Origin of the sequence: Mycetocola sp. JXN-3 (assembly GCF_014522285.1) — a bacterium.
GTDB lineage: Bacteria > Actinomycetota > Actinomycetes > Actinomycetales > Microbacteriaceae > Mycetocola > Mycetocola saprophilus.
The window spans coordinates 263,824-286,556 of the sequence record NZ_CP041635.1 but is presented as its reverse complement, the minus strand read 5'-3'; the positions used below and the strand labels follow the sequence as shown (position 1 = coordinate 286,556).

Annotated in this window: 21 protein-coding genes; 7 read left to right on the top strand and 14 right to left on the bottom strand. The window is 67.4% G+C overall.

The annotated features are described in order from the left end of the window. Position 1: 1 nt before the first annotated feature. Both crcB and C7C57_RS01435 read right to left on the bottom strand, forming a co-directional pair. Complete coding sequence (gene crcB, locus C7C57_RS01440) at positions 2–382, bottom strand: fluoride efflux transporter CrcB (RefSeq protein ID WP_187977325.1); 381 nt, start codon at positions 380–382, stop codon at positions 2–4. Then, positions 379–804 (bottom strand): CrcB family protein, encoded by a 426-nt coding sequence (locus C7C57_RS01435; RefSeq protein WP_187977324.1) that lies wholly within the window; start codon positions 802–804, stop codon positions 379–381. Before C7C57_RS01435 ends, crcB begins: the two co-directional genes overlap by 4 nt. A 225-nt stretch (positions 805–1,029) precedes the next feature. Between C7C57_RS01435 and C7C57_RS01430 the strand changes: the two genes are divergently transcribed. Then, entirely contained in the window at positions 1,030–1,221 is a 192-nt protein-coding gene (locus C7C57_RS01430; protein ID WP_030147884.1) for a DUF3073 domain-containing protein, read from the top strand. Between the two features lie 184 nt (positions 1,222–1,405). Further along, positions 1,406–1,909: a GNAT family N-acetyltransferase gene (locus tag C7C57_RS01425; RefSeq protein ID WP_223144774.1), complete on the top strand. Its 504-nt coding sequence runs from the start codon at positions 1,406–1,408 to the stop codon at positions 1,907–1,909. A gap of 61 nt (positions 1,910–1,970) precedes the next feature. Here the strand turns inward: C7C57_RS01425 and purF are convergent, their stop codons facing one another. The 4 genes from purF to C7C57_RS01405 form a co-directional block, all read right to left on the bottom strand. Further along, positions 1,971–3,425 (bottom strand): amidophosphoribosyltransferase, encoded by a 1,455-nt coding sequence (gene purF, locus C7C57_RS01420; RefSeq protein ID WP_121687599.1) that lies wholly within the window; start codon positions 3,423–3,425, stop codon positions 1,971–1,973. Positions 3,426–3,460: 35 nt separating this feature from the next. Then, entirely contained in the window at positions 3,461–4,570 is a 1,110-nt protein-coding gene (gene purM, locus C7C57_RS01415; protein WP_030147881.1) for a phosphoribosylformylglycinamidine cyclo-ligase, read from the bottom strand. Beyond that, the gene (locus C7C57_RS01410) at positions 4,567–4,950 is read right to left on the bottom strand and encodes a hypothetical protein (protein WP_051701707.1); all 384 of its coding nucleotides are present in this window, start codon (positions 4,948–4,950) and stop codon (positions 4,567–4,569) included. Before C7C57_RS01410 ends, purM begins: the two co-directional genes overlap by 4 nt. 108 nt (positions 4,951–5,058) lie before the next feature. Then, entirely contained in the window at positions 5,059–9,579 is a 4,521-nt protein-coding gene (locus tag C7C57_RS01405; RefSeq protein ID WP_187977322.1) for an HtaA domain-containing protein, read from the bottom strand. A gap of 207 nt (positions 9,580–9,786) precedes the next feature. Here C7C57_RS01405 and C7C57_RS01400 point away from each other — a divergent pair, with 207 nt between their 5' ends. Genes C7C57_RS01400 through C7C57_RS01390 form a run of 3 tightly spaced genes read left to right on the top strand, consistent with a single transcriptional unit; the run spans position 9,787 to position 12,712 of the window. Next, complete coding sequence (locus C7C57_RS01400) at positions 9,787–10,878, top strand: hemin ABC transporter substrate-binding protein (protein WP_255505741.1); 1,092 nt, start codon at positions 9,787–9,789, stop codon at positions 10,876–10,878. Further along, positions 10,875–11,951, top strand: a complete 1,077-nt coding sequence (locus C7C57_RS01395; protein ID WP_187977320.1) for an iron ABC transporter permease — start codon at positions 10,875–10,877, stop codon at positions 11,949–11,951. The genes C7C57_RS01400 and C7C57_RS01395 overlap by 4 nt, the downstream gene beginning before the upstream one ends. Further along, positions 11,948–12,712 (top strand): heme ABC transporter ATP-binding protein, encoded by a 765-nt coding sequence (locus tag C7C57_RS01390; protein ID WP_187977319.1) that lies wholly within the window; start codon positions 11,948–11,950, stop codon positions 12,710–12,712. Before C7C57_RS01395 ends, C7C57_RS01390 begins: the two co-directional genes overlap by 4 nt. Positions 12,713–12,722: 10 nt before the next feature. On the opposite strand, the gene C7C57_RS01385 is transcribed toward C7C57_RS01390, so the two are convergent. Genes C7C57_RS01385 through C7C57_RS01375 form a run of 3 tightly spaced genes read right to left on the bottom strand, consistent with a single transcriptional unit; the run spans position 12,723 to position 14,146 of the window. Next, positions 12,723–12,962 (bottom strand): PLD nuclease N-terminal domain-containing protein, encoded by a 240-nt coding sequence (locus tag C7C57_RS01385; protein ID WP_030147874.1) that lies wholly within the window; start codon positions 12,960–12,962, stop codon positions 12,723–12,725. 57 nt (positions 12,963–13,019) lie between these two features. Further along, positions 13,020–13,778, bottom strand: coding sequence for an SDR family NAD(P)-dependent oxidoreductase (locus tag C7C57_RS01380; RefSeq protein WP_187977318.1), 759 nt, complete (start codon positions 13,776–13,778; stop codon positions 13,020–13,022). After that, entirely contained in the window at positions 13,775–14,146 is a 372-nt protein-coding gene (locus C7C57_RS01375) for a sterol carrier family protein (RefSeq protein ID WP_187977317.1), read from the bottom strand. The genes C7C57_RS01380 and C7C57_RS01375 overlap by 4 nt, the downstream gene beginning before the upstream one ends. A gap of 17 nt (positions 14,147–14,163) precedes the next feature. On the opposite strand from C7C57_RS01375, the gene purD reads away from it, so the two are divergent. Beyond that, complete coding sequence (purD, locus tag C7C57_RS01370) at positions 14,164–15,438, top strand: phosphoribosylamine--glycine ligase (protein WP_187977316.1); 1,275 nt, start codon at positions 14,164–14,166, stop codon at positions 15,436–15,438. 61 nt (positions 15,439–15,499) lie between these two features. On the opposite strand, the gene C7C57_RS01365 is transcribed toward purD, so the two are convergent. Next, entirely contained in the window at positions 15,500–16,606 is a 1,107-nt protein-coding gene (locus C7C57_RS01365) for an FAD-binding oxidoreductase (RefSeq protein WP_187977315.1), read from the bottom strand. An 86-nt stretch (positions 16,607–16,692) separates the two neighbouring features. Between C7C57_RS01365 and C7C57_RS01360 the strand changes: the two genes are divergently transcribed. Continuing rightward, positions 16,693–17,496: a carbonic anhydrase gene (locus C7C57_RS01360; protein ID WP_187977314.1), complete on the top strand. Its 804-nt coding sequence runs from the start codon at positions 16,693–16,695 to the stop codon at positions 17,494–17,496. Positions 17,497–17,512: 16 nt separating this feature from the next. Here the strand turns inward: C7C57_RS01360 and C7C57_RS01355 are convergent, their stop codons facing one another. From C7C57_RS01355 to C7C57_RS01340, 4 genes are all read right to left on the bottom strand, one after another. Then, on the bottom strand, positions 17,513–17,680 hold the full coding sequence (locus C7C57_RS01355) for a hypothetical protein (RefSeq protein WP_187977313.1): 168 nt from the start codon (positions 17,678–17,680) through the stop codon (positions 17,513–17,515). 208 nt (positions 17,681–17,888) lie between these two features. Beyond that, positions 17,889–19,505, bottom strand: a complete 1,617-nt coding sequence (locus tag C7C57_RS01350) for a sigma-70 family RNA polymerase sigma factor (RefSeq protein ID WP_187977312.1) — start codon at positions 19,503–19,505, stop codon at positions 17,889–17,891. A 113-nt stretch (positions 19,506–19,618) separates the two neighbouring features. Next, positions 19,619–21,619, bottom strand: coding sequence for a DUF11 domain-containing protein (locus C7C57_RS01345; protein WP_187977311.1), 2,001 nt, complete (start codon positions 21,617–21,619; stop codon positions 19,619–19,621). Positions 21,620–21,926: 307 nt separating this feature from the next. Continuing rightward, positions 21,927–22,655: an SDR family NAD(P)-dependent oxidoreductase gene (locus C7C57_RS01340; protein ID WP_187977310.1), complete on the bottom strand. Its 729-nt coding sequence runs from the start codon at positions 22,653–22,655 to the stop codon at positions 21,927–21,929. Positions 22,656–22,733 lie beyond the last annotated feature (78 nt).

Here is a 22,733-nt window from a genome sequence, read left to right as displayed (position 1 = left end):
GCTATCCCGCGAGCGAGCCCAGAAAGTAGCCGAGGCCGGCCAGCGCCACGCCGAGCGCCAGACTGCCCAGCGAATTGGTCAGCGCGCGGCCCGGATGGCCCGCCCGAATGAGTTTCACCGAGTCCACACTCGCGGTGCTGAGCGTTGTATACCCACCCAGGAATCCAACACCCAGGATGAGCCGGACGCTGTCGTCCAAGCCCCAGGCTCCGAGTAGCCCGGTGAGGAGCCCGAGCGCGAAGGCCCCGGAAGCATTCACCACCAAGATACCCCAGGGGAATGTCGTGCCCACCCGCGCGCGGATCCGGTCGTCCAGCCAGTAGCGCAGGATTCCGCCCAGTCCGCCGGCGAGGATGACCAGTGTGAAAACCCCGGCGTTCATCGGGCACGTCCGCTAAAGATTTTGGCACCCAGGATCATGCCGAGCCAGGCCGTCAGCACGCCGCCCAGCATCGAAATCAGGGCGTAGATCAGGGCATCCGTGATCCGACCCAGGTGGAGCAGGGTGACGGTGTCCATGGCGATGGCCGAGAACGTGGTGAACCCGCCGATGACCCCGGTGCCCAGCAGCAGGCGCACGTCGCGGATGCGCGGGGTCTCCGGACCACGGGCGGCCAGGCGGTCGGTGAGGAGGCCGAGCAGGAACGCCCCCAGCAGGTTGATCCCCACCGTCGTATAGGCGACATGGTTCTGCGGCGGCCACACCTCCCCCAGCATCGCCCGCGCGGCAACACCCACCATCGCGCCGATGCCCACCAGAATAAACGTATGCAGCGGCGGGTATGTGTGTGCACGTTCGCTCACCGAAACCGCCCTCTCTCCATCGTGTGTTGGAAGCATATGCCGCCTGTGCGCGCCCCGCGTAACGAATTCGTGTTTTTCGGCGTGGCGTCCCTGCACGAGTGTCCCGATGGACGCTCTTTGTCGCATGGCATGCTACGATCAAGGTTAGTCTTTATCGTTCCCTGGTTGGTGAAACCATCGGGCGGGTAACCCCGTTCGACAAACTGATTCGTGAGGGGGTCTCGCATGGGGCGCGGCCGTCAAAAGGCAAAGCACACCAAGATCGCTCGTGAGCTGAAATCATTCAGTCCCGAGGTCAATTACGATGCGCTCGAGCGCGAGCTCACCGGGCATGCCCCCGGTGATCACTACGACGCCGAGATCGCAAAGTGGGCAGAGTATGCCGACGACTACGAGGGTGAGAGCAAACACGCCTAGCGTGTTCCTCCACCGTGCCCGTGAGGCCCCTGCCGTAACCCGGCCGGGGCCTCACGGCGTTAACCCCGGGGCAGTGCCCCGCGCGGCCGCCGCTACCCCGCACCCGAGCCCCGGAACACCTCACCGCGCTCACCCCGAGAAACGGCGGCAGCCGATGGAACGGGATGCGCTACGGTGGGGACCGATGACTACGAATCCCCTCGTTCCCTTCCACACCAGTCGACTGAGTGCCGAGCCGCTGCGGCCCGCACATGCGCCCGAGGCATTCGAGTTTCTCGATGACCCCGAGCTGCACCGCCATATCGGCGGCGCACCGCTGAGTCTCGAGGCCCTGAGCGCCCGCTATCGACGCCTGTCCACCGGAGCACCGGCCGGATCCGCCGAGGTGTGGGGAAACTGGCTGCTCCGGGAGGACGCAACCGGCAAGCTGGTGGGGACGGTGCAGGCGACGATTACCCCGGCCACCGGAAGCGCAATGATCGCCTGGGTTATCGGCACCCGGTTCCAGCGCCGCGGGTTCGCCATCGAGGCCGCCCGCGAGCTGGTGTCCACGCTCAGAGCCGGCGGGATCCCCGATCTGGCCGCGTCCATCCACCCCGACAACATCGGTTCCCAGGGGGTGGCCCGCGCCCTGGGCTTCTCCCCCACCGGAGTCTTCGATGACGGTGAGGAAATCTGGCGCGCTTAAACGCCAAGCGGGCACCAACTCGCCCGAAAACCCGGGTGGGACGGTGCCCGCTAAACGCGGTCTAGGAGAGCTGGTTCTTCTCGACCCAGGCGAGGTATTCCTCGCTCACGCTGCCGGTCACGTACTCACCGGTGAAGCAGCTCATCTCAAGCTCGGTCACATCCGAGCCCTCGATGATCGCGCTCTGCATGTCCGCTACTTCCTGGTAGATCATGTGGTCGGCACCCAGCGCCTTGGCGATCTCGGGGATCTTGCGGCCGTGGGCCACCAGCTCGGCACGCGAGGGCATGTTGATGCCGTACACGTGCGGGAAGCGCACGGGCGGGGCCGCCGAGGTGAAGGTCACCTTATTGGCGCCGGCCTCGCGGGCCATCTGCACGATCTGCTGCGAGGTGGTGCCACGCACCACCGAGTCGTCCACGATCAGGATGTTCTTGCCGCGGAACTCGCTGCCCATCGCGTTGAGCTTCTGGCGGACGCTCTTGGAGCGCTGCTCCTGCCCGGGCATGATGAAGGTGCGACCGATGTAGCGGTTCTTGTAGAAGCCCTCGCGGTATTCGATCCCGAGCTTCTGCGAGACCTGCATGGCGGCGGGACGCGAGCTATCGGGGATCGGCATGACCACGTCGATGTCACCCAGCGGCATGTGCTCGGCGATGGTGTCGGCGAGGCGGTTACCCAGGCGCAGGCGGGCGTCGTAGACCGAGATACCGTTCATCACCGAGTCGGGACGGGCCAGGTAAACATACTCGAACGAGCAGGGCACCAGGCGCGGCTTCAGGGCGCACTGGCGGATGTGCAGCTCACCGCTCGGGGTGATGAACACGGCCTCGCCGGGGGCAACATCGCGCACCAGCTGGTAGCCGGCGCTCTCCAGCACCAGCGACTCCGAGGCGACGATCCACTCGTCCTGGCCCTTGCCCGGACGGCGACCCAGCACCAGCGGGCGGATGCCGAACGGGTCGCGGAAGGCGAGCAGTCCGTGACCGGCGATCATCGCGATCGCCGCATATGAGCCCTCAACCCGCTCGTGGACCTGCGAGACCGCGTTGAACACGGTGTCCGGGTCGAGGTCCAGGCCGCTCAGCGAGGACTGGAGTTCGTTGGCCAGGACGTTGAGCAGCAGCTCGGTGTCGCTGGTCGAGTTCACGTGGCGACGGTCCACATGGAACAGGTCGCGGGAGAGCTCGCGGGTGTTGGTGAGGTTTCCGTTGTGCACCAGGATGATGCCGTAGGGCGCGTTCACATAGAACGGCTGGGCCTCCTGCTCATTGGCCGCGCTGCCGGTGGTGGCGTAGCGCACGTGGCCGAGGCCCACGGTGCCGGTGAGCGAGCGCATGTTCCGGGTGCGGTACGCCTCACGCACCTGCCCCTTCGACTTGTGCATGTGGAAGGTGGATCCGTCCGAGGTGGCGATTCCGGTGGAATCCTGACCGCGGTGCTGCAGGAGCAGCAGTGCGTCATAGACCTGCTGGTTGACGGGACTTGATGAGACGATGCCGACGATACCGCACATGGGTTTTAAAGGCTCTCTTCGGGGTGTGAGGGGTTCTAGTTTGCGTAGTGACCGATGAGTCGCACGGCGCCGCCGTCCACACCCTTGGCACCCTGCTCGAAGCCGGTGAAGTCGCGCGCAGAGGTGTGCACGGTTCCCACGGCCCAGGTCGGAATTCCACCGGCGGTGAGTTCCGCGGTGACGGCATCGGCCACCTCCGCGGAGACCACGGCGAAGAAGCCGATGCCGAGGTTCCAGGTGCCCTCGGCGCTTTCCAGGCTGGTGCCGGCGATGTCCGAGAGGACCCGGAAGACCGGGGCGGGCGACCAGGTGGAACGCTCCACCTCGACCCAGGAACCCAGCGGCAGCACGCGGGCCAGGTTGGCGGCAATGCCACCGCCGGTGACGTGTGAGAGGGAGTGGATGGCACCGTCGAAACGCTCATCGCCGAGCAGGTTCAACAGCGGGGTGGTGTAGAGCCGGGTGGGCTCAAGCAGTGCCTCACCGAAGCTGGCACCGAGTTCGGCGCTGTGATCGGTGTAGCGAATATCCGCGCCGGCGAGGATGTGCCGGACCAGGGAAAAACCGTTGGAGTGGATCCCGGAGGATTCCAGTGCCAGGACCACGTCGCCGTCCCGCACGCGCTCGGCTCCGAGCACGCGGTCGGCCTCGACCACACCGCTGGCGGCACCGGCGACGTCGTAGTCGTCCACACCCAGCAGACCCGGGTGTTCGGCGGTCTCGCCGCCCACCAGGGCGGTGCCGGTGGCCGAGCAGGCGCGGGCGATGCCGGCAACGATGTCGGCGATACGGGCGGGAACCACCTTGCCGCAGGCAATGTAGTCGGTCATGAACAGGGGCTTGGCCCCCACCACGACGATGTCATCCACCACCATGCCAACCAGGTCCTGGCCGATGGTGTCGTGCTTGTCCAGCGCCTGGGCGATGGCCACCTTGGTGCCCACGCCGTCGGTCGAGCTGGCCAGCAGCGGGCGACGGTAGCCCAGCAGGGCGGACGCGTCGAACAGACCGGCGAAGCCGCCAAAACCTCCCAGCACCTCCGGTCCGTGCGTGGCGGAAACCGCCTGTTTCATCAGCGAAACCGCGAGGTCTCCGGCGGCGGTATCCACGCCGGCGTCACGGTAGGAGGCGGAGGCAGAGGTCATTTTTGGTCGGTACCCTCGGTCGTAGTCGGAGCCACCGGCTCGTGGAGATCTTGGGGCTCTTCCACGGGGTGCACGTATAGCTTATCCGCATCGATGACGTGTTCTTTGCGTCCAACCAGTCGATCCAAAAGGATGGCCAAACTCCCAAAAATCGCGATCCCCACAACCACGCAGACCAGCGCCAGGAATCCGAAGATCTGCCCCTGGCTAAAGTCCTCATTTTTGGGGAACGAGAAGGTGAGGATCATCGCGGCAACGATGCCCACAACCCCGCCAATCACAATGAATGTGAAGTACTTCGGGGAGCGGCGCACACGGACGGTGGTGCGGGTACGTTCCTCCTGCAGCGGGTCGGACTGGGGCTCCGGAGACTCGGTCATACCCCTATTCTCCCCTATTGATCGATGCCTGACGAATCGGGAGAATCCGCACAAAAAACCGCGGCCCGGATCCTCTGAGGAGATCCGGGCCGCGGGGTATGGTTCTGGCTACTCGCCGGCCTCGGCCAGGCGGCGACGACGGACCACAACGATGGTGCTCGCGGTGGCGATCACGATCAGGGCGAGCAGGCCGCCCGCGGTCCAGAAGATCCAGGAGTTGTCGGCCGGTGCCTCGGCGGTCGTGACGGTCGGCTTGGCAGCCACCGGCTTAGCCGCCTCGGGCTTGGCCTCGACCTTGACGCCGCAGTCGGCGCCCAGCGGGATGCTGAAGGTGACGGCGTCCAGCGCCTCACCGGCCGGGTAGGTTCCAAACGCCGCAGCACCCTCGGCGGTCAGGGTCGCGGGGACCTTGTCGCCGTTCAGTCCGGTTTCGCCACGGGTCAGCGGGGTCTTGCTCAGATCCAGCTGGGCGAACCGCACCTGCTTCTGATCGATGGCCTGACCGTCCTGGGTGGTGCCGTGAACATCCAGCAGCACATAGGCGGTCTTGTCATCCACCAGCTCGATCTGCGGGTTGGCCAGGGTGGTGTCCAGGACGCCCTGGTGTCCGGTGAAGTGCATCGTGCCGGCAAAGGTGACCAGTCCGCGCTGCTTCTCGCCATCCACCGATCCGGTGCCCGCGGTGAACGCAAACTCCGGGTAGGTGAAGGTGGCACCATCGGCGGCGGTGTACTCACCGCGGGCGATGCCCTCGATGTAGTTCAGGAACGACGCCTTGAAGCCCCAGTTGAGGGTGGCCCCCTCGACCGCGCAGCCCTCGGCGAGGGCACGCTCGGCGAGCGTGAACACCACGCCGCGGTTGACCGAGCCCTGGAAGGTCAGCGTGTGCTCGCCGGCCTCGAGGGTTGCGGGCAGCGCACCGGTCCAGCTGGCGTTGCCGTTTGCGTCGGCGGCGATGGTGCCAAGCAGGATCGGGGTCGAGTAGACCACTACGCGAATGTCCTTCTCGCCGGGCTGGAAGCCCGAGGCGGTCACGGTTGCGCTCTCGCCGGTTCCGAGCTTGGCCAGCTCGGTCTCGGTGATGTTCAGGCCGGTGGTCGCCGGCGGGGTGGCCGGGATGGGCAGGGCGGTCTTCTTGTCCTTCGCCGAGACCGACAGGACGGTACCGGTGACACCCAGCGGGGCGGCGGCCGGCGAACCGATCGTGAAGGTCAGCGGGTCGGCGCTCGGGTAGCGGCCCTGGAAGAGCTCGCCGCCGGCGGCACTCACCTGAACGGGCACGCCGCTCCAGGTGGTGGCCGCACCGTTCTCGGTGCGGGTGGCTGCGCCGAGGTTCAGGGTGCCAAAGACGATCCGGTTGCCGTTGAGGCTCGCGGTCAGGGTCGCGCTGGTGGGCGAGAGGACCTGAATGGTCGGGTTGGACAGGGTGTAGTCCAGCACGCCGCCGTGGCCGTAGAAGCGGACACCGCCGGAGTAGCTGACGCTGCCGGTGCCGGTCGCGCGGTTGAAGTCGCTCACCGAGGCCTGGCCGAACTGGAACGCCCCGTTTGCGCGGGTGGCACCGCCGACGGTGCTCACCGAGCCCTTGGCGATCGGTCCCTGCACGTAGTCGGAGAACTGGTTCTTGATCGACCAGCGCAGCGATCCGCCGGTGATCGAGGCGACCGGGTTGGTGACGGCGGGCTGATCCACCGGGGGCTTGGTCGGCTCGACCGTGCCGCCCTCACCGGTGCCCGAACGCATCGCGATGGTCGCAAATGCGTCCAGGCTGCGGTCGGTGGCCGACAAGCCGTGGGCTGCGGAACTTGCAACCTCATAGGTCTTGGCCGAGTTCAGGGTGCCCGCGGGAACCCGGATCGAAACCGTGAACTTTCCGCCGACGATCTGGCTGGGCTGGACCCACTCCTGAGCGAGCCATCCGTCGCCGGGCAGGGCCGAGTTTCCGGTCCAGTAGCCCTTCTCACCCAGCAGGATGTAGGCACCGAACTGGGCACCGGGGCCGGTGAAGGCGCTGCCGGTCACGGTGAAGACGTTGTCCACGCTGGCGTTGACATCGGCGCTCGGGGAGACCACGATCGAGGGCTTGGTCGGGTCGATGATGACCACCGACTTGATCGAGATGGCCGCCTGGGCGTCCAGCGAGCGGTCGGTAGCCGAGAGGCCGTGAGCAGCCGAGGAGAACACCGCGTACTCGCCACCGGACACGAACTGACCGCTGGGAATCACGATTTTGGTGGTGAAGGCACCGTCCTTGATCCGGGCGGGGGTAACAAAGTCCTGGGCGAGCCAGCCGTCCGCGGGCAGCGGGGTACCCGCGGCCCAGTTGGACTTCGAACCGATCAGAACGTAGGCACCGTTGACGGCACCCGGGCCAACAAAACCGGTACCCGAGACGGTGAAGGTGTTGTTCTTCGCCGGGTCCACGTCCTTATTCGGGGTGATGGTCAGGCTGGGCTTGGTGACGTCCACCGGCTTGAGCGCGATGGCTGCCTGGGCATCCAGCGAACGGTCGGTGGCCGAGAGGCCGTGGGCGGCCGAGGTGAACACCGCGTAGTCGGTGCCGGCGGCAAAGGCATCCGCGGCCACCGTCAGCGTGGTGGTGAACTTCCCGTCGGTGATCTGACCGGCGGGCACGAAGCCCTGCGCGAGCCAGCCGGTCGCGGGCAGCGGGGTGCCCGCGGCCCAGTTACTCTTGGCACCGATCAGCACGTAGGCGCCGTTGGCGGCACCCGCACCGGTGTAGCCGGTACCGGTCACCGTGAAGGTGTTGGCCACCTTGGGGTCGACCGCGGTGTTCGGGGTGATGGTCACCGTCGGGTTCGCGGGCTGCACAACCGGGGCAAAGGTGATCGGGGTCGCCGTCTCGAACAGCGGCTCCTTGGCACCGCCGCCACCGTAGGTGTAGATGCCGTAGTTACCGGTGGCCGGCTCGTTGGCGTAGCCGGACTTCACGCTCAGCGTGGCCTCGAAGCTCCCGTCGGCCTTGAGCTCGATCGCGCCGGATCCGGCCCCACCGATGGTCTCCACGGATTCGGCCGGAACCGCCCACTTCTGGGTGGATACCGAACGGGAAGCGCCGGGGGCGTTTGCCGAGGGCTGCCAGGTGTCGGCGAACTTGCCAAACACCACGTAGGTACCGGTGAACTTGCCGGCCAGCGGCGGACGGGTGCCCACGGTGTTGGCGGTGGGGAGGAAGCCGGTACCCGTCACGGTGACGGTGTCACCGTCGGGGTTCAGGCCGGTGGTCTTGGAGACGGTCACCTTGGGGCTGGCCGTCGGGGCCGCGAAGGTGATCGGGGTTGCGGTCTCGAAGGCCGCCTCAACCGAGCCACCCGCGGCGTAGGTATAGATGCCGAAGTTACCGGTGGCGGGCTCCTTATCGAAGCCGGGCTTCACCAGGATGTCGGCCGAAAAGGATCCGTCCGGCTTGAGCTCGATCGCGCCGGCGTTTGCCCCGCCGATGACCTGCATCGACTCGGCCGGTACCGCCCACTTGGTCGCTCCGGATACCCGGGCGCTCGAGGGTGCTCCCGCCGAGGGCTGCCAGGTGTCGGCGAACTTGCCAAACACCACGTAGGTACCGGTGAACTTGCCCGCCAGCGGCGGACGCGATCCCACCGTCTTATCGGTCGGGGTGAAGCCGGTTCCGGTGACGGTGATGGTCTCCCCGGCCGGGTTCAGACCGGTCGTCTTCGACACGGTGACCGTGGGCTGCGGGGTCGGGGTCTGGAAGCTAATCGGGGTCGCCGTCTCGAACAGCGCCTCCTTGGCACCGCCGCCGGGGTAGGTGTAGATGCCGTAGTTACCGGTGGCCGGCTCGTTGGCGTAGCCCTTCTTCACGCTCAGCGTGGTCTCGAAGGTGCCATCGGACTTGATCTCGATGGCGCCCGCCCCGGCGCCCCCGATGGTTGCCATGGATTCGGCCGGCACAGCCCACTTCTGCGCCGAAACCGAACGGGCAGATCCCGGCGCATTCGCCGAGGGCTGCCAAGTGTCGGCGAACTTACCAAACACCACGTAGGCGCCGGTGAACTTCCCCGCCAGCGGCGGACGGGCTCCCACGGTGTTGGCCGTCGGGAAGAAGCCGGAGCCCTTCACGGTGACGGTGTCGCCGTCGGGGTTCAGCCCCGTGGTCTTGGAGACGGTCACCTTGGGGTTGGCCTGCTGGTTGACCGAAACCGGTGCGAAGGCGTCCAGGCTGCGGTCGGTGATCGAGAGACCGTGGGCGGCCGAGGTGGCCACCTGGTAGGACTTTGCCGGGTCCAGCTTGCCCGCGGGCACCGAGATGGTGGTGGTGAAGGCACCATCCACGATCTGACTCTTCTGCACCCAGGCCTGGCTGATCCAGCCGTCCGAGGGCAGCGCACTGCCGCCGCTCCACACGGATTTTTCGCCGAACAGGACGTAGGCGCCGTTGGCAGCCCCATCCCCGACGAATCCGGATCCGCTGACCGTGAGCGTGTTGGCCACACTCGGGTCCAGGAACGAATTCGGCGTGACCGAAATCGAGGGGGCGGTGGCGGCCTGGGCGGGGGCACTGCCAACGATCAGACCACCGGCGACAAGCGCCAGTGCCAGGATCGGGGCAAGCCAGACCCGCAGCCGCGAAGACAGGGCTGAGAGATACACGGAAACTCCAGTGGTGGGGTGTGGGGTTTCTATCCGCGGCGGCTCGAGGTGAAGTTCCACTTGAGGCGCAGATAGGTTAGCCTAAGTAAGGCAAGGCTATGATCGAGTAAATCTGGTCGGGACGGCACTTGTCAAGCTGAGGCTAGCCTTACCTCGTTAAATTCCCCACGTAGAGCGAGAAACCAGATGTCACCCCGCGGAAAAAGCGTGCGCACTGCCGCACTTCTCACCCTGACCGCGCTGCTGCTTACCGCATGCAGCGCCACGGCAACGACGCCCGAGAACGACGGTTGCGCCCAAACCCCGCTGAGTGAGCTGAAGCTGGATACCCCGGCCAACCAGATCACCGGCGTCTCCGACGCCTGCCTGGCCAACCCGGCAATCGATCCGATCGAGAAGGATCCGACCCCCGCGCTTCCGGTCACCGTGACCGACGATGCCGGCGCACAGGTCACCGTGAAGGATGCCTCGCGCATCCTCGCCCTCGACATCTCCGGCACCCTCGCCGCCACCGTCTGGGGCCTGGGCCTCGGCAAGAACCTGATCGGACGCGACGCTTCCACTTCGTTCCCCGGAACCGAGAAGCTGCCGCTGGCCACCGGCTCCAGCCACACCCTGAACGCCGAGGCGATCCTGGCGATGGCCCCGACCGTGATCCTCACCGATGGCAGCCTCGGCCCCAAGGCCGTCCGCGAGCAGCTCGCCCAGGCGGGCATCCCGGTGGTCAAGATCACCCAGGACCGCACCATTTCCAACACCGGTGACATCGTGCGCGAGGTCTCCACCGCCCTGGGTATCCCCGAGACCGGCACCAAGCTGACCGAGCGCATCGACAAGGAGCTCAAGGCCAGCCTGGCGGACATCCAGAAGATCGCCCCCACGGACGAATCCAAGCGTCCCCGCGTGATCTTCCTCTACGCCCGCGGCGGCGCGGGCATCTACTACCTCTTCGGGGAGGGATCCGGTGCCGATTCGCTGATCGATGCGATCGGCGGCGTGGACGTGGCCAAGGAGATCGGCTGGAGCGGCATGAAGCCGATGACCGCCGAGGCCCTGATGAACGCCAAGCCCGACGTGCTGCTGATGATGACCGACGGCCTGAAATCGGTCAACGGCATCGATGGGCTGCTCGAGCAGATCCCCGCCCTGGCCTCGACCCCCGCCGGCGAACACCGACGCGTGGTCACCATGAACGACACCGAGATCCTCGGCTTCGGCCCGCGCACCGCGGCCGTGGTGGAGTCCCTCGCCCGCGCCCTGTATACGGCGCCGGAGCCCAGCGCCACCCCCGCCAAATGAGTGGCGCGCAGGCCCCCTCACGCACCCGTCTGTCCGGGCATCGCCTGACCGGTCGTCGTCTCGCCCTGATCGGCGGGCTGGCGATCGCGCTGGTGCTCGCCATCTTTATCTCGCTGGGACTCGGCCAGTTTCCGATCGCCCCGCACGAGGTGTGGAACCTGATCATCGCCAAGTTCGGCGTCTCGGTTCCGCCCGCGGCCCCCGGTGCCGAGGCGGCGCTCTGGACCGTGCGGATGCCCAGGCTGCTGCTGGGTGTCCTGGTGGGGGCCGCGCTGGCCGGATCGGGTCTGCTGTTGCAGGCGATCTTCGGCAACCCGCTGGCCGATGCCGGCGTGATCGGAATCTCCTCGGGGGCGGCGCTCGGCGCGGCCCTGGCAATTGTCACCGGGATGGCGGCTCTGGGCAACTGGACGGTTCCCGCGCTGGCCTTTGTCGGCGGACTGATCAGCGTGTTTGCCGTCTATATGGTGTCCCGTTCGGGCGGAAAAACCGAGGTGGTCACGCTGATCCTCACCGGCATCGCGATCAACGCGATCTGCGCCGCCGGACTCGGGTTCCTCACCTTCCTCGGCAACACGTCCTCGCGCGAGCAGATCGTGTTCTGGCAGCTGGGCAGCCTGAACGGTGCCCTGTGGAAGCAGGTGGCCACCGTATTCCCGGTGGTGGTGATCGGCCTGATCGTCGCCTACCTCGTCGCCCCGAAGCTTGACCTCTTTGCGCTGGGCGAGAAGAGCGCCCGGCACCTGGGTGTCAACGTGGAGGCGCTGCGGATCACCGTGATCCTGCTGGTCGCCGTGCTGGTCTCGGTGGCCGTGGCCTTCACCGGCATCATCGGTTTTGTGGGTCTGGTGATCCCGCACCTGATGCGGATGATCATCGGCCCCGCCCACCGCCCGCTGCTGCTGGCCTCGGTGCTCGGCGGCGCGCTGCTGGTGGTGCTCGCCGACCTGTTTGCCCGCACCGCGATTGCCAATGCGGACCTGCCGATCGGCATGGTCACCTCGCTGGTGGGTGGGCCGTTCTTCTTCTGGCTGCTGATTCGCACCCGAAAGTCGCAGGGAGGCTGGGCATGAGTGCTCTGATGGCCGAGAGCGTTTCGCTGTCCTTCTCGGGAAAGCCCGTGCTGCGGGATGTGTCGCTGCGGGTCCTTCCCGGGGAACTGCACGCCCTGATCGGGCCCAACGGTGCCGGGAAGTCCACGCTGCTGGCGATGCTCTCGGGCGATCGCACCCCGGCATCCGGGGCGGTGCTGCTCGACGGGAAGAACCTCGGCGAGTGGCGTCCGAAGGAGCTGGCCCGCGAGCGCGCGGTCCTCACCCAGGACAACACGGTCACCTTCCCGTTTACCGCCGCGCAGATCGTGGAGATGGGACGCGCGCCCTGGCAGCGCACCCCCGCCGAGGACGAGGATGAGCGGGCGATCGCCGAGGCGGTAGCACAGACCGACGTGGCCCACCTGATGGACCGCAAAATCCCGCACCTCTCCGGCGGCGAGCGCGCCCGCGTGGCCCTGGCCCGGGTGCTCGCCCAGCGCGCGCCGATTGTGCTGCTGGACGAGCCCACCGCGGCCCTCGATCTGCGCCATCAGGAGGACGTGCTGCGCATCGCCCGCGACCGGGCTCGCGCCGGCGATGCCGTGGTGGTGGTGCTGCACGATCTGAACCTCGCCGCCGCCTATGCCGACCGGATCACCCTGCTCTCGCGCGGAAGCATCGCGGCATCGGGCACCCCGAGTGACGTACTGACCGCCGAGCGGGTAGAGGAGGTCTACGGCCAGCGGGTCGAAATCATCGAGCGCACGGGCCGCCCGCCCCTGATCGTGCCGCTGCGCTAGTCCCGGGGTACTAGCTTCGGGAGTGTGCGCGGGTGGGCTGGCGACCGAAGAAGAACCAGGTGAGTGATCCGATCAGCGGCAGGAAGATGATTGCCAGGGCCCAGAGGGCTCGGAACGAGTCGGCGGGGGTGCCGGTGCGCGGGCTGCGTGCCAGCGAGATCAGCGCGGCGACTGCCAGGCCGATGATCGCCAACAGGACCAGGCTCCAGACGATGTCGTAGCCGGCCGGTAGCAGCGGATTCGGTTCCATGGTTCCCCCTCGATAGTGGACCCCAGAATAACAGTCGTTTGCTTTGATCGAGAAGCGCTACGCCCCGCCGGAGAGCCGGATCGTGGTGCCCGCGGTGTAGCTCGCATCCGGCGAGACCAGCCAGGCGATTGCCGCGGCGATCTCGTCCGGTTCGGCGGCCCGACCCAGCGGGATGCGCGCGGCCGCCTTTTTCGGGCGGTCGGCCTCTCCGGCATCCGCATGGATATCGGTCATCGTGGTGCCCGGGGCCACCCCGACCACCCGGATTCCGTGCGGGGCGACCTCGGCGGCGAGTCCCTGGGTCAGCGCATCCACCCCGGCCTTGGCCGCCGCATAGTGCACGTAGGTGTTGGGAGATCCGTTGCGAGCGGCGGTCGAGGAGACGTTCACCAGCACGCCGGGCGTCTCGGCGGCCAGGAATTCGCGCACCGCACGCCGGGCGACCAGCACCGCCGAGGTCAGGTTGATGTTGATGACCTCACGCACGATGTCGCTCGGCGTCTCGGCCAGTGGTCCGATGTGCAGGGTCGCCCCGGCGTTATTCACCACGTTATCCAGGTGACCGAAACGCTCAAGCGCCGCGGTAAAGAGGGTGTCGATGCCCGCGTCGGTGGACAGGTCGGCCCCGACCACCAGGACCTCGGTTCCGGCCTCGGCCAGCTCGGCGGCCAGCGCCTGCGCCGCGGCGATATTACCCCGATATCCGAGCACCAGCGTGTGTCCGGCCGCCGCGAGACGGCGGGCGGTTGCGGCCCCGATGCCGCGGGTTCCGCCGGTGATCAGCGTGACCGGGGCGTGGTTCTCGGCGGCGCTCACTCGGCAAACCTTCCACGCAGCAGCGGCAGCAGCCCACCAATATCGGCGCGCTGACCCGAGGCGTAGACACTACCCGCCTGCACCGCGTCATCCCAGTCCAGGACGCCGCGCGCCAGATCCAGCCACACCTCGGCGGTCATCTCGACCACGTTCGGCGGGGTGCCGCGAGTATGCCGCGGACCCTCGATGCACTGGGTGGCCCCGAAGGGTGGAACCCGCACCTCGACGGTGTTTCCGGGTGCGCGCTCGGCGAGCAGCTGGAGCGTATAGCGAACGGCCATCGCCTTCTGATCGCGGGTCGGCGCCTCGCCGCGGGTGGCCAGAACGGCCGCGAGACCGTCGGAATCGGGTATCTGTGCACGTGCCATACCTCTAGGCTAGTACCGTGAAGATCCTGGTCCTCGGCTCCGGTGCCCGTGAGCATGCAATCGTCCTGTCCCTGCTCGGCGAAGACGCCGGCCACGCCATCGTGGCGGCCCCCGGCAATGCCGGTATCGCCGCGCGCGTGCCCGTGGTTGCGGTGAACGCCACCGACCCCGAAGCGGTCACCGAACTCGCGCGTGCCGAAAACGCCGACCTGGTGATCATCGGTCCCGAGGCCCCGCTGGTGGCCGGCGTGGCCGACGCCCTGCGTGCCGCCGGCTTCGCGGTGTTTGGTCCCGACCGTGCCGCCGCCGCCCTCGAGGGCTCGAAGAACTTCGCCAAGCGGATCATGTCCGAGGCGAATGTCCCCACCGGGCGTGCATTCCGCGCGTCCACCGTCGAGGAGGTTGTGGCCGCCCTCGACGAGCTCGGTGCACCCCACGTGGTCAAGGCCGACGGCCTGGCCGCAGGCAAGGGAGTGCTGGTCACCTCCGACCGCGACGCCGCGATCGAGCACGCCCGCCAGTACCTCGACGCCGGCAGCGTGCTGATCGAGGAGTTCCTCGACGGCGAAGAGGTCTCCCTGTTCTTCCTGAGCGACGGCCAGAACGTGCTGCCACTCTCCCCCGCCCAGGACTTCAAGCGCCTGCAGGACGGCGACGCCGGCCCCAACACCGGCGGCATGGGCGCTTACTCTCCGCTGCCCTGGCTGGATGAGCACTTCGGCTCCGAGCGCGCGTTTGTGGACCAGGTGCTGGACACCGTGGCCGCCCCGGTCATCCGTCAGCTGGCCGCCGAGGGCACCCCGTTTGTCGGTCTGCTCTATGCGGGTCTGATCCTGGTGGATGGTGGCCGTACGGTCAAGGTCATCGAGTTCAATGCCCGATTCGGCGATCCCGAGACCCAGATCGTCCTGCCGCGCCTCACCTCCAACCTCTCCGAGCTGCTCTATGCGGCCGCGACCGGCACACTGGCCGAGCAGCCCCGTCCGGAATTCTCCGACCAGGCCGCGGTCACCGTGGTTCTCGCGAGCGAGGGCTACCCCGAGGCGCCGATCACCGGTCGAGTGCTCACCGGCCTGGCCCACGCCGAAAACATCCCCGGCGTGCACCTGACCCACGCGGCAACGGCCGTTCAGGGCGATGCGCTGTTCGCCACCGGTGGGCGCGTGCTCAACGTGGTGGGCCTCGGTGATGACTTCACCGCCGCCCGTGCCGCCGCCTATGCGGCGCTGGACAAGATCGGCCTGGAGGGCGGTCAGTACCGCACCGACATCGCCGCGAAGGTCGCGAACTAGCTCGACCCCTGACCACCGTGGGCCGGCTCCGTATGGGGGCGGGCCCACGGTGGTTTTTGTGTCACGGGCGCGGAGCGGGCACCTTCTCGGCGAAGCGGGATGGTCGGAACGTGGTCAGCAGGTCGGACTCGATCCCCTCCAGCAGTTCCCGTGCCAGCAGCGTGCCGATGCCCGCTGCCAGGGCGATTCCGGCGTGGGCGACCGCAACCGACAGCCCCGGGGTTCCGGTACGCCCAAGGACCGGACGTCCGTCTTCGGGAATCGGCCGAAGTCCCACCCGAACGCTCTCCAGGGTGGCCTCCTCGGCCCCGCGGATTTCCCGGCGAATGCTCTCGAGCGCGCGGTCGGCTACCGCCTCCGGCCCGTTTTCCACCGAGTCATCGAGGTAGTCTTCGGCGGCGAGCAGCGTTGTCTCGTCTGCCTGGCGAAGTTCGAACTCGGGACCGGACACGATCCCGTTGATCAGTGGCTCCGAGGTTCGCAGCCGCAGCAGGATGCACGGTGAGGCGACCACCGGCACGTGCACCCCGGCGCTCCGCAGCAGCGCGGAGGTTCCCGTCCCAGCAGCGATCACAACCTCATCCACGGCGACGGTACCGGACGCGGTTCGTACCCCGGTGACCCGGCCATCGGTCACCACCAGCTCATGCACACGGGTGTCGGGAACAAACTCCGCTCCGAGCGCGAGGGCACCACTCAGAAGCGACCGGGTGAGCGCCACCGGATCCACGCTGCCATCGGTTTCGGCGAGGACCGCCGCCCGGGGCGGGGTACGCAGGTTCGGTTCCCGGGCCGCGCACCCCTCGGTGGATAGTACGCGTACGTGTACCCGTAGCTTCGGATCGATCACCAGGTCCGCATCCGGGTTACCGCGGGCGTCCGACCAGGACAGCGCACCCCGACGGGTCAGGGCGAAGGGGAGCGTCAGCTCCTCGGCAAGGCGGTCAAGTTCCGCGGAGGCGAAGCGTCGCAGCGCCGCCTGTTCGGGGTCGGCCGCGGAGGCGGAGAGCCCGATCCAGGCGAATGCGTCTCCGGTGGCGCCACCGGCGGGTTGCCCGGCGTCAAGGATCAGAACGCGCGACCCACCGCGGGCCAACGAGTAACCGATAGCGGCGCCCAGCACCCCGGCACCGATCACGGCACTGTGTTTCGTCGGGTGCGCGCACATCAGTGGAGGCGATCAGCGACCAAATGCGACAGGATCATAAATGTAATCTATTCAGGCCCTGATCAGGGGCATAGCGTCATGAGGTCATGAAAAAACACTCCCTGCAGATCGCCTCCCTGTCGCTCGCCCTGCCGCTGCTGCTCGCCGGCTGTACCACAACCACAAACGCTTCCTCGACCGCCTCGGGCTCCCCACACCCACAGGCCTGGTCCTATTCCGGTCCGGCCGGACCAAAAAGCTGGGGCGAAATCTCCGCAGCCTGCTCCACCGGAACCGCCCAGTCCCCGATCGAGCTCACCCGCAGCATGTTGAACGTCGCCGATGTCGGGGCACCCGAGGTCCACTATCAGCCCACCGTGTTTGAGGTTGAAAACAACGGCCATACCATCGAGGTCACCCCCGAAAACGAAACCGACAACTACATGGTGCTGGGTGGCGAGACCTATTATCTCCAGCAGTTCCATCTGCACAGCACCAGCGAACACACGATCGATGGCGTCCGGAGCGACCTCGAACTCCACCTGGTGAACAAGACAACTTCGGGAAAGGTCGCCGTCCTCGCGGTGCTCTTTAACGCTGGAGCTGCCAACACGGCGCTGGCAAACTTCTTCGCGGAGATGCCACAAAAGGTCACCGGCGAGGAGGAGTCCGACCCCGTTTCCGGCACCATCAACCCCGCCGAACTCCTGCCCGCCGACTCGAAGATCATCCAATATGAGGGCTCGCTCACCACGCCGCCGTGTAGCGAGGGTGTGCACTGGAATGTCTATGAGACGCCGGGCGAAATCTCGACAACACAACTAAGTGCATTCGAGAAGCTCTATCCGCACAATTCCCGTCCGCTGCAGAAGATCAACGACCGCACGGGGACAGAGATCACCACGCCGTAGAGGCGGCGGAAACGCGCTAGGCCGAGGGCTGCTCCGAGGCCGGGCGTCCGGCCCGAATCCACGCGTCGTGTGTGTGGTTCTTGCCGATGCTGCACCAGCAGGCCACCGCGATCAGGTTGCCCTGCCGCTCGGTGACAAAATATTCGTTGTGTGAGCCCTGGGGCCGCGCCTGTGTGGTCTCCATGAGTCCTCCGGTAGAAAACGCAGGGGCGGTGCCGACTCCCCCCGGTGCCGACACCGCCCCGCACGCGTAATGGCGTACTACCAGCCGAGGCTGGCAGGCTGCACGCTCCCGGGGATTCGGGCCGAAATCTAGTGTTCCGGTGACGCGTCAGCCACCCAAGAGGACGTAACGGGTGCCATTTTCTATCGCGCGACACGCCGAAACAGTTTTACGGGTGTGTGCCGTCGCCGGTTCCGGTCAGTGTGAAGGACTCCGCCCGGGCGCTCACCCGCACGTGGTAGCCCACGGGTCCGTCCCCGGCCGAAACGGTGACGGTGCCCGAGACCCGCCCGGCCCCCGGATCACACACGGTGGTCGAGGGACCCGTGGTGCAGCTCCAGCCCGCGGGGGTCGAGACGATGCGCGCGCCGGTGAGGGTAATCTCCACCCGCTCGGCCCGCCAGGTTTCGGCCCGGACATCGAATCCGATGGTCAGGTGCGCCCGGTCCGGCATCGTCACGGCAATGCTCGCCGGGGGTTTCTGTGGCACGAACCATCCACCCAGGCCCACGCCCAGCAGCACGGCTCCGATGGCCGCCAATCCGATTCCCGAGGCCAGGATCGGCCGCAGCCGGATCCACCGCAGGATCCGCCCGCACGCTCGCCGCAGCCATCCGGTTGCGCGCACAGGATCCGACGTTTCCGCGGCAGCACCCGCGGCCCTCTCGTCCGCACCGCGCGGGAGGGCGGCACCGGCCAGGGTCGCCGCGGGCGGTACCACCACCAGGGCGGCCTGCGCGCCCACCCCGGCCTCCGACGTGCTCGCGGCCGTACCCGTGCCGGCCGCCGGGGTGCCTACCGAAGTGCCCGCCGAGGTCCCCGCCGAGGACCCCGCCGGCGGGAGCACCCCGGCTTCGGGAGCGCCGGCCCGTGCGCCCACACCGGCCGAGGAGGCCTCCGTCTGCGCCCCCACACCGGTCAGCATCGCGGAGGAGGGCACCGCCGAATCCGACCGAGCCGGATCGAGGCGGCCCGAATCCCCCTCGTTCTGAAGCGCCGAGGCCGGCGCGGGCCGGGCAAGCTGCGCCAGGAACAGCAGCGGCAAAAAGCCCCGGGCCGAGCTCATCTTCGCCCAGCGCGACCATTTCCGCCGGCAGTCCTCACAGCCCAAAACGTGACGCATTCCGCGCTCGGTGGCATCGTGGTCATCGGGCTCGGGTAGCGGTACCCGGGGGATTCGGTCGGCATTTTGTGCGCACTCAAATTCCCCGCGGCCGAGGAGGATCACCAGCACCGCCCGGCGCATGGAGCCCTTCGCCCGCTGCAACAGGTTGGATACCGCCGCCGGTGCACGCCCCCACTCCTCGGCAATCTCACCCGGTTTCATCCCGTTCACCACCACGCCGATCAGCACCCGGCGCTGATCCTCGGGCAGCAGTTCCAAGGACTGCTGGATCAGGGCAAACTCGTCATACGCGTCAACGTCGCGGATGCGGCGTTCGGCGTACTCGTCCGGGACGAGTTCTAACACTTCATCGGACACGGCCGAAGTCCTTGCTCGTGCAGAGCGAGCCTCGTCGATCACGAGGTTCCGCATGGTTTGGATGACATAGGTATGGGCAAATGCCTGCGGCCCGGTACCCTCCCGCCACTTCTTGGTGAGCCGGAGCAGGGCTTCACTCAGGAGGTCCTCGGCATCCATCGAGGGGGCGGCAATCCGGGTGGCCATCGCGCGCAGAAACGGCAGTTGCCGACGAAGATAGAGCGCGGCGGACCGGGTATCCCCCGCGGCCGCAGCCCGCATCAGCTCCTCGTCGGAGATGTCCATCCGTTCCTCAGCACTCACCGAGACTCCTCTCCGACGCGTCCCTCGGGAGGGACCGGAACGGGCCGTCTGCTCCGAGGGGGTGCAAACGGCCCGAACGCGGGGTCGCCCAGGTGGTGCCGACTACCGTTCGTTTAGGCGCCGGTGGTGCGACGAGCACGACGCTGCGCACGAGCCAACAGCCCCGCCGCGGCGATCAGAAGGATCACTCCTCCCACACCGGCAATAGTGCTGCCAGTGTAGTCGCCCCCGGTATAGGCCAGGTGTGTGTCCCCGCCACCGGCATTATTCGGGCCGGGACGGGTGGGGTCGGCGGATGGGCCGGGGCCCGGGGTCACGCCGCCACCGCTGGGGCGCAGCGCCACGCGGGCCACGTCGGTGCCGGTCAGGGCGGTGCCCGCGGGATCCAGTGCCGAACCCACCGCGGTGTTGGTGAGGGTGCCCGAATCGCGCGCGGTCACCGTGTAGGTCGCGGTACAGGTCAGGCTCTGGCCGGGGGCAAGGCTCGCGGGCTGCGGTCGATCGCAGGTCAGCGCACTCAGGGCACCCGTCCCGGTGAAGTTCCGGTCCTCCAGGCTCACCCCGTGCAGGCTGAGGCCACCGCTGTTACGGGCCTTGAGGGTGTAGGTCACGGTGTCACCCACGGCGGCCGAGGTTGCCGAGACGGCCTTGGTCACGGTGAGCGCACCGTGGCCCACCGCGGCAAATTCGGCGGCGGAGTCATTCGAGGTGACCACCGCGGCGGTGACCACCGGATGTGCGGTGGCGCGGGCGGTGTTGGTGACCCGGCCGGCATCCACATCCGCCTGGGTCACCGCATAGGTGGCCCGGCAGGTGGTCGAGGCACCGGGTGCCAGCGCGGTTACCGGGCAGGTGATCGCCGAGAGGGACCCGGATCCGCCGAATTCGGTCTCGTCGATGGCCAGCGAATCCACCGGAATCTGACCGGTGTTGGTGACCGTGAACGCGTAGGTCGCCGTGTCGCCCAGGACCGAGGTGGAGATATCCACGGCCTTCTCCAGACGCAGCGCCGCGGGCAGCGCGGTGTTGGTCACCACACAGCTGACATCATCCCCCACCGCCAGGGCGAGGTTCTGGTTGGGGTTGCTGCCGGACGGGAGAACCGTGGTGCTCCCGGTGGTCGCATTGGTGCAGCTCCAGTCGGCGGCGTAGTAGTTCAGCGCGCTGCGAGTCCCGGCGGTGGTTCGGTCGGCCAGGGCCAGCGTCCCGGTGGGGATCACCGTCTCGCGTCCGGTGGTCGCGCCTGTGGCGGTGCCGGTGCTGGCCAGGGCCAGGGGAATCCCCTCGGGGGAGGTGATCGACACGTCAAATGAGTCGGTAGGGTCCACCCGACTGGCAACCTGCTTGGTCACCGTTGCCCGCGCGGTCTGAATACCGAACGCCACGGCCTCACGCTCGCCACCGGTGTTCATGTGTACCGCGCCGCTGATCCGAGTAGCCGAGGCACCGGCCATGATCACGCCGTGCGCACTGTTGGTGCCCGCCGGGGCACCGGTGCACGACACGGTGGTGTTTCCGTTGCCGGCCGGGGGAAGCGGGCAGCCGCCACCGGTGGTGAATTCATAGGCGTGATCGATCATGGTCAACGGCACATCCGAGGTCCAGGTGATGCTCTCCTGAAAGAACCCGGTCGGCCCATCCAGCGTTTCCGCGGAGGCGCTCACCAGCGAGTACCCGGTGACCGGGGTGCCATTCAGGCTGATCGCCACGTTACGAATCTCGATGTTTACGGCCCCGTTGGACAGCCCGCCCAGGGAGTACAGCAGCGGTTTTCCGGTGATGCCCTGGTAGTACCCGGGGCTGCCGAACACCGAAACGGTGGGGCTGGCGATCACGTTGCGGGCGGTCTTGCCGGGAACCGGACGCTGGGTCACGTTGAAGGTCACCGTGTAGTCCCCGAGCATCATGGTCATGTCCTGGCCCGCGGGCCCGGCGGCCTGGGTGGCATCAAACCCGGTGAAGTCGATCCAGCAGGTTGAGGTGGGGTACTTCCCGCCCGAGGTCGCATAGCTGCAATCGGTATTCAGCGGGGCGGCGGAAACCGCCGCGGGGACCATGAGGGAACCGAGGAGCGCGGCGGCGGTAACGCCGAGGGCCGCAAGCAGACGGGTCAACCGTCTCGGGGCAGAGTGGCGAGCACGAGCTCGGGAACGTACAGCGGGCATGTGTCCTTCTTCGGGTAGGTTTCGAGGTCTATTCGGGGGAGACGCAAACCAGGAAACGCAGAAATAATTACCGCTGGTAAGAGGACGACTGTAACACCAGGGCCACACTCGGCGTACATTTTGCACGCCCCCACGGGCGGGTTCACCCGTGATTTCATCTCCCAACACCCAGGACGACGAAGAAGTCCGCGGAATCTATCGCGGCAACCAAAAAATCTCATCCCGCGGACGGGATGAGATTTTTTGGCCAGACCCGCTACTCGCCGGTACGCAGGAAGACCCGCTCCAGGCTCCACGGGTTTTCCGCATACAGCACCGCGAGGGAGGCGGAGGCATCGTCGGGGTAGATGTCGCGCTCCCCGGCAACCACCCCGGCCAGGATCCGCTCGGCCACGCTCGCCGGCGACGCCTTATCCATGTCGACACCGCTGAGCATCTCGGTGTCGATCTGCGCCGGATAGGCCACCGAAACCTGCACCCCGCTGCCCTGCAGCTCGGCACGCAGCGCCTGTCCGTACTCATGCGCGGCGGCCTTGGAGATGCTGTAGCCGGTCATGTTGCGGGCGGGGGCGAAGGCGAGGATCGAGGCGACGTTCACGATCGCGGCGGGGGCATTGGCAATCAGCCGGGGCGTGAAGGCTCGGGAGGTGTTCAGCACCCCAAACAGGTTGGTTTCCAGGTCCAGACGGTAGTCCTCGATCGCCCCGTCCAGCGCGCCGCCAAAACTCAGCGTGCCCGCGTTGTTGATCAGGATGGTTGCATCGGCGGCAATCTCGGCGGCGGCGGCCACACTGGCCGGGTCGGTGACGTCGAGGGGGACCAGCTGCACGCGCTCATCCGTGACCCACTCGGCGTTTACCCGACCGGTGTCCCGGGCCCCGGCATAAACCTTGGCCGCACCCTGCTTGAGCAGGTGGGCGACGAAGTGGGTGCCGAGGCCACGGCCGGCTCCGGTTACAAAGACGATGGCGTTGTTGATCTGCATGATGTCCTCAATTCGTAGTTGATAATTCGACTCTAGAAACCCACGCTGATTCGGTGAATGCTTGTTTTACTCGATTTT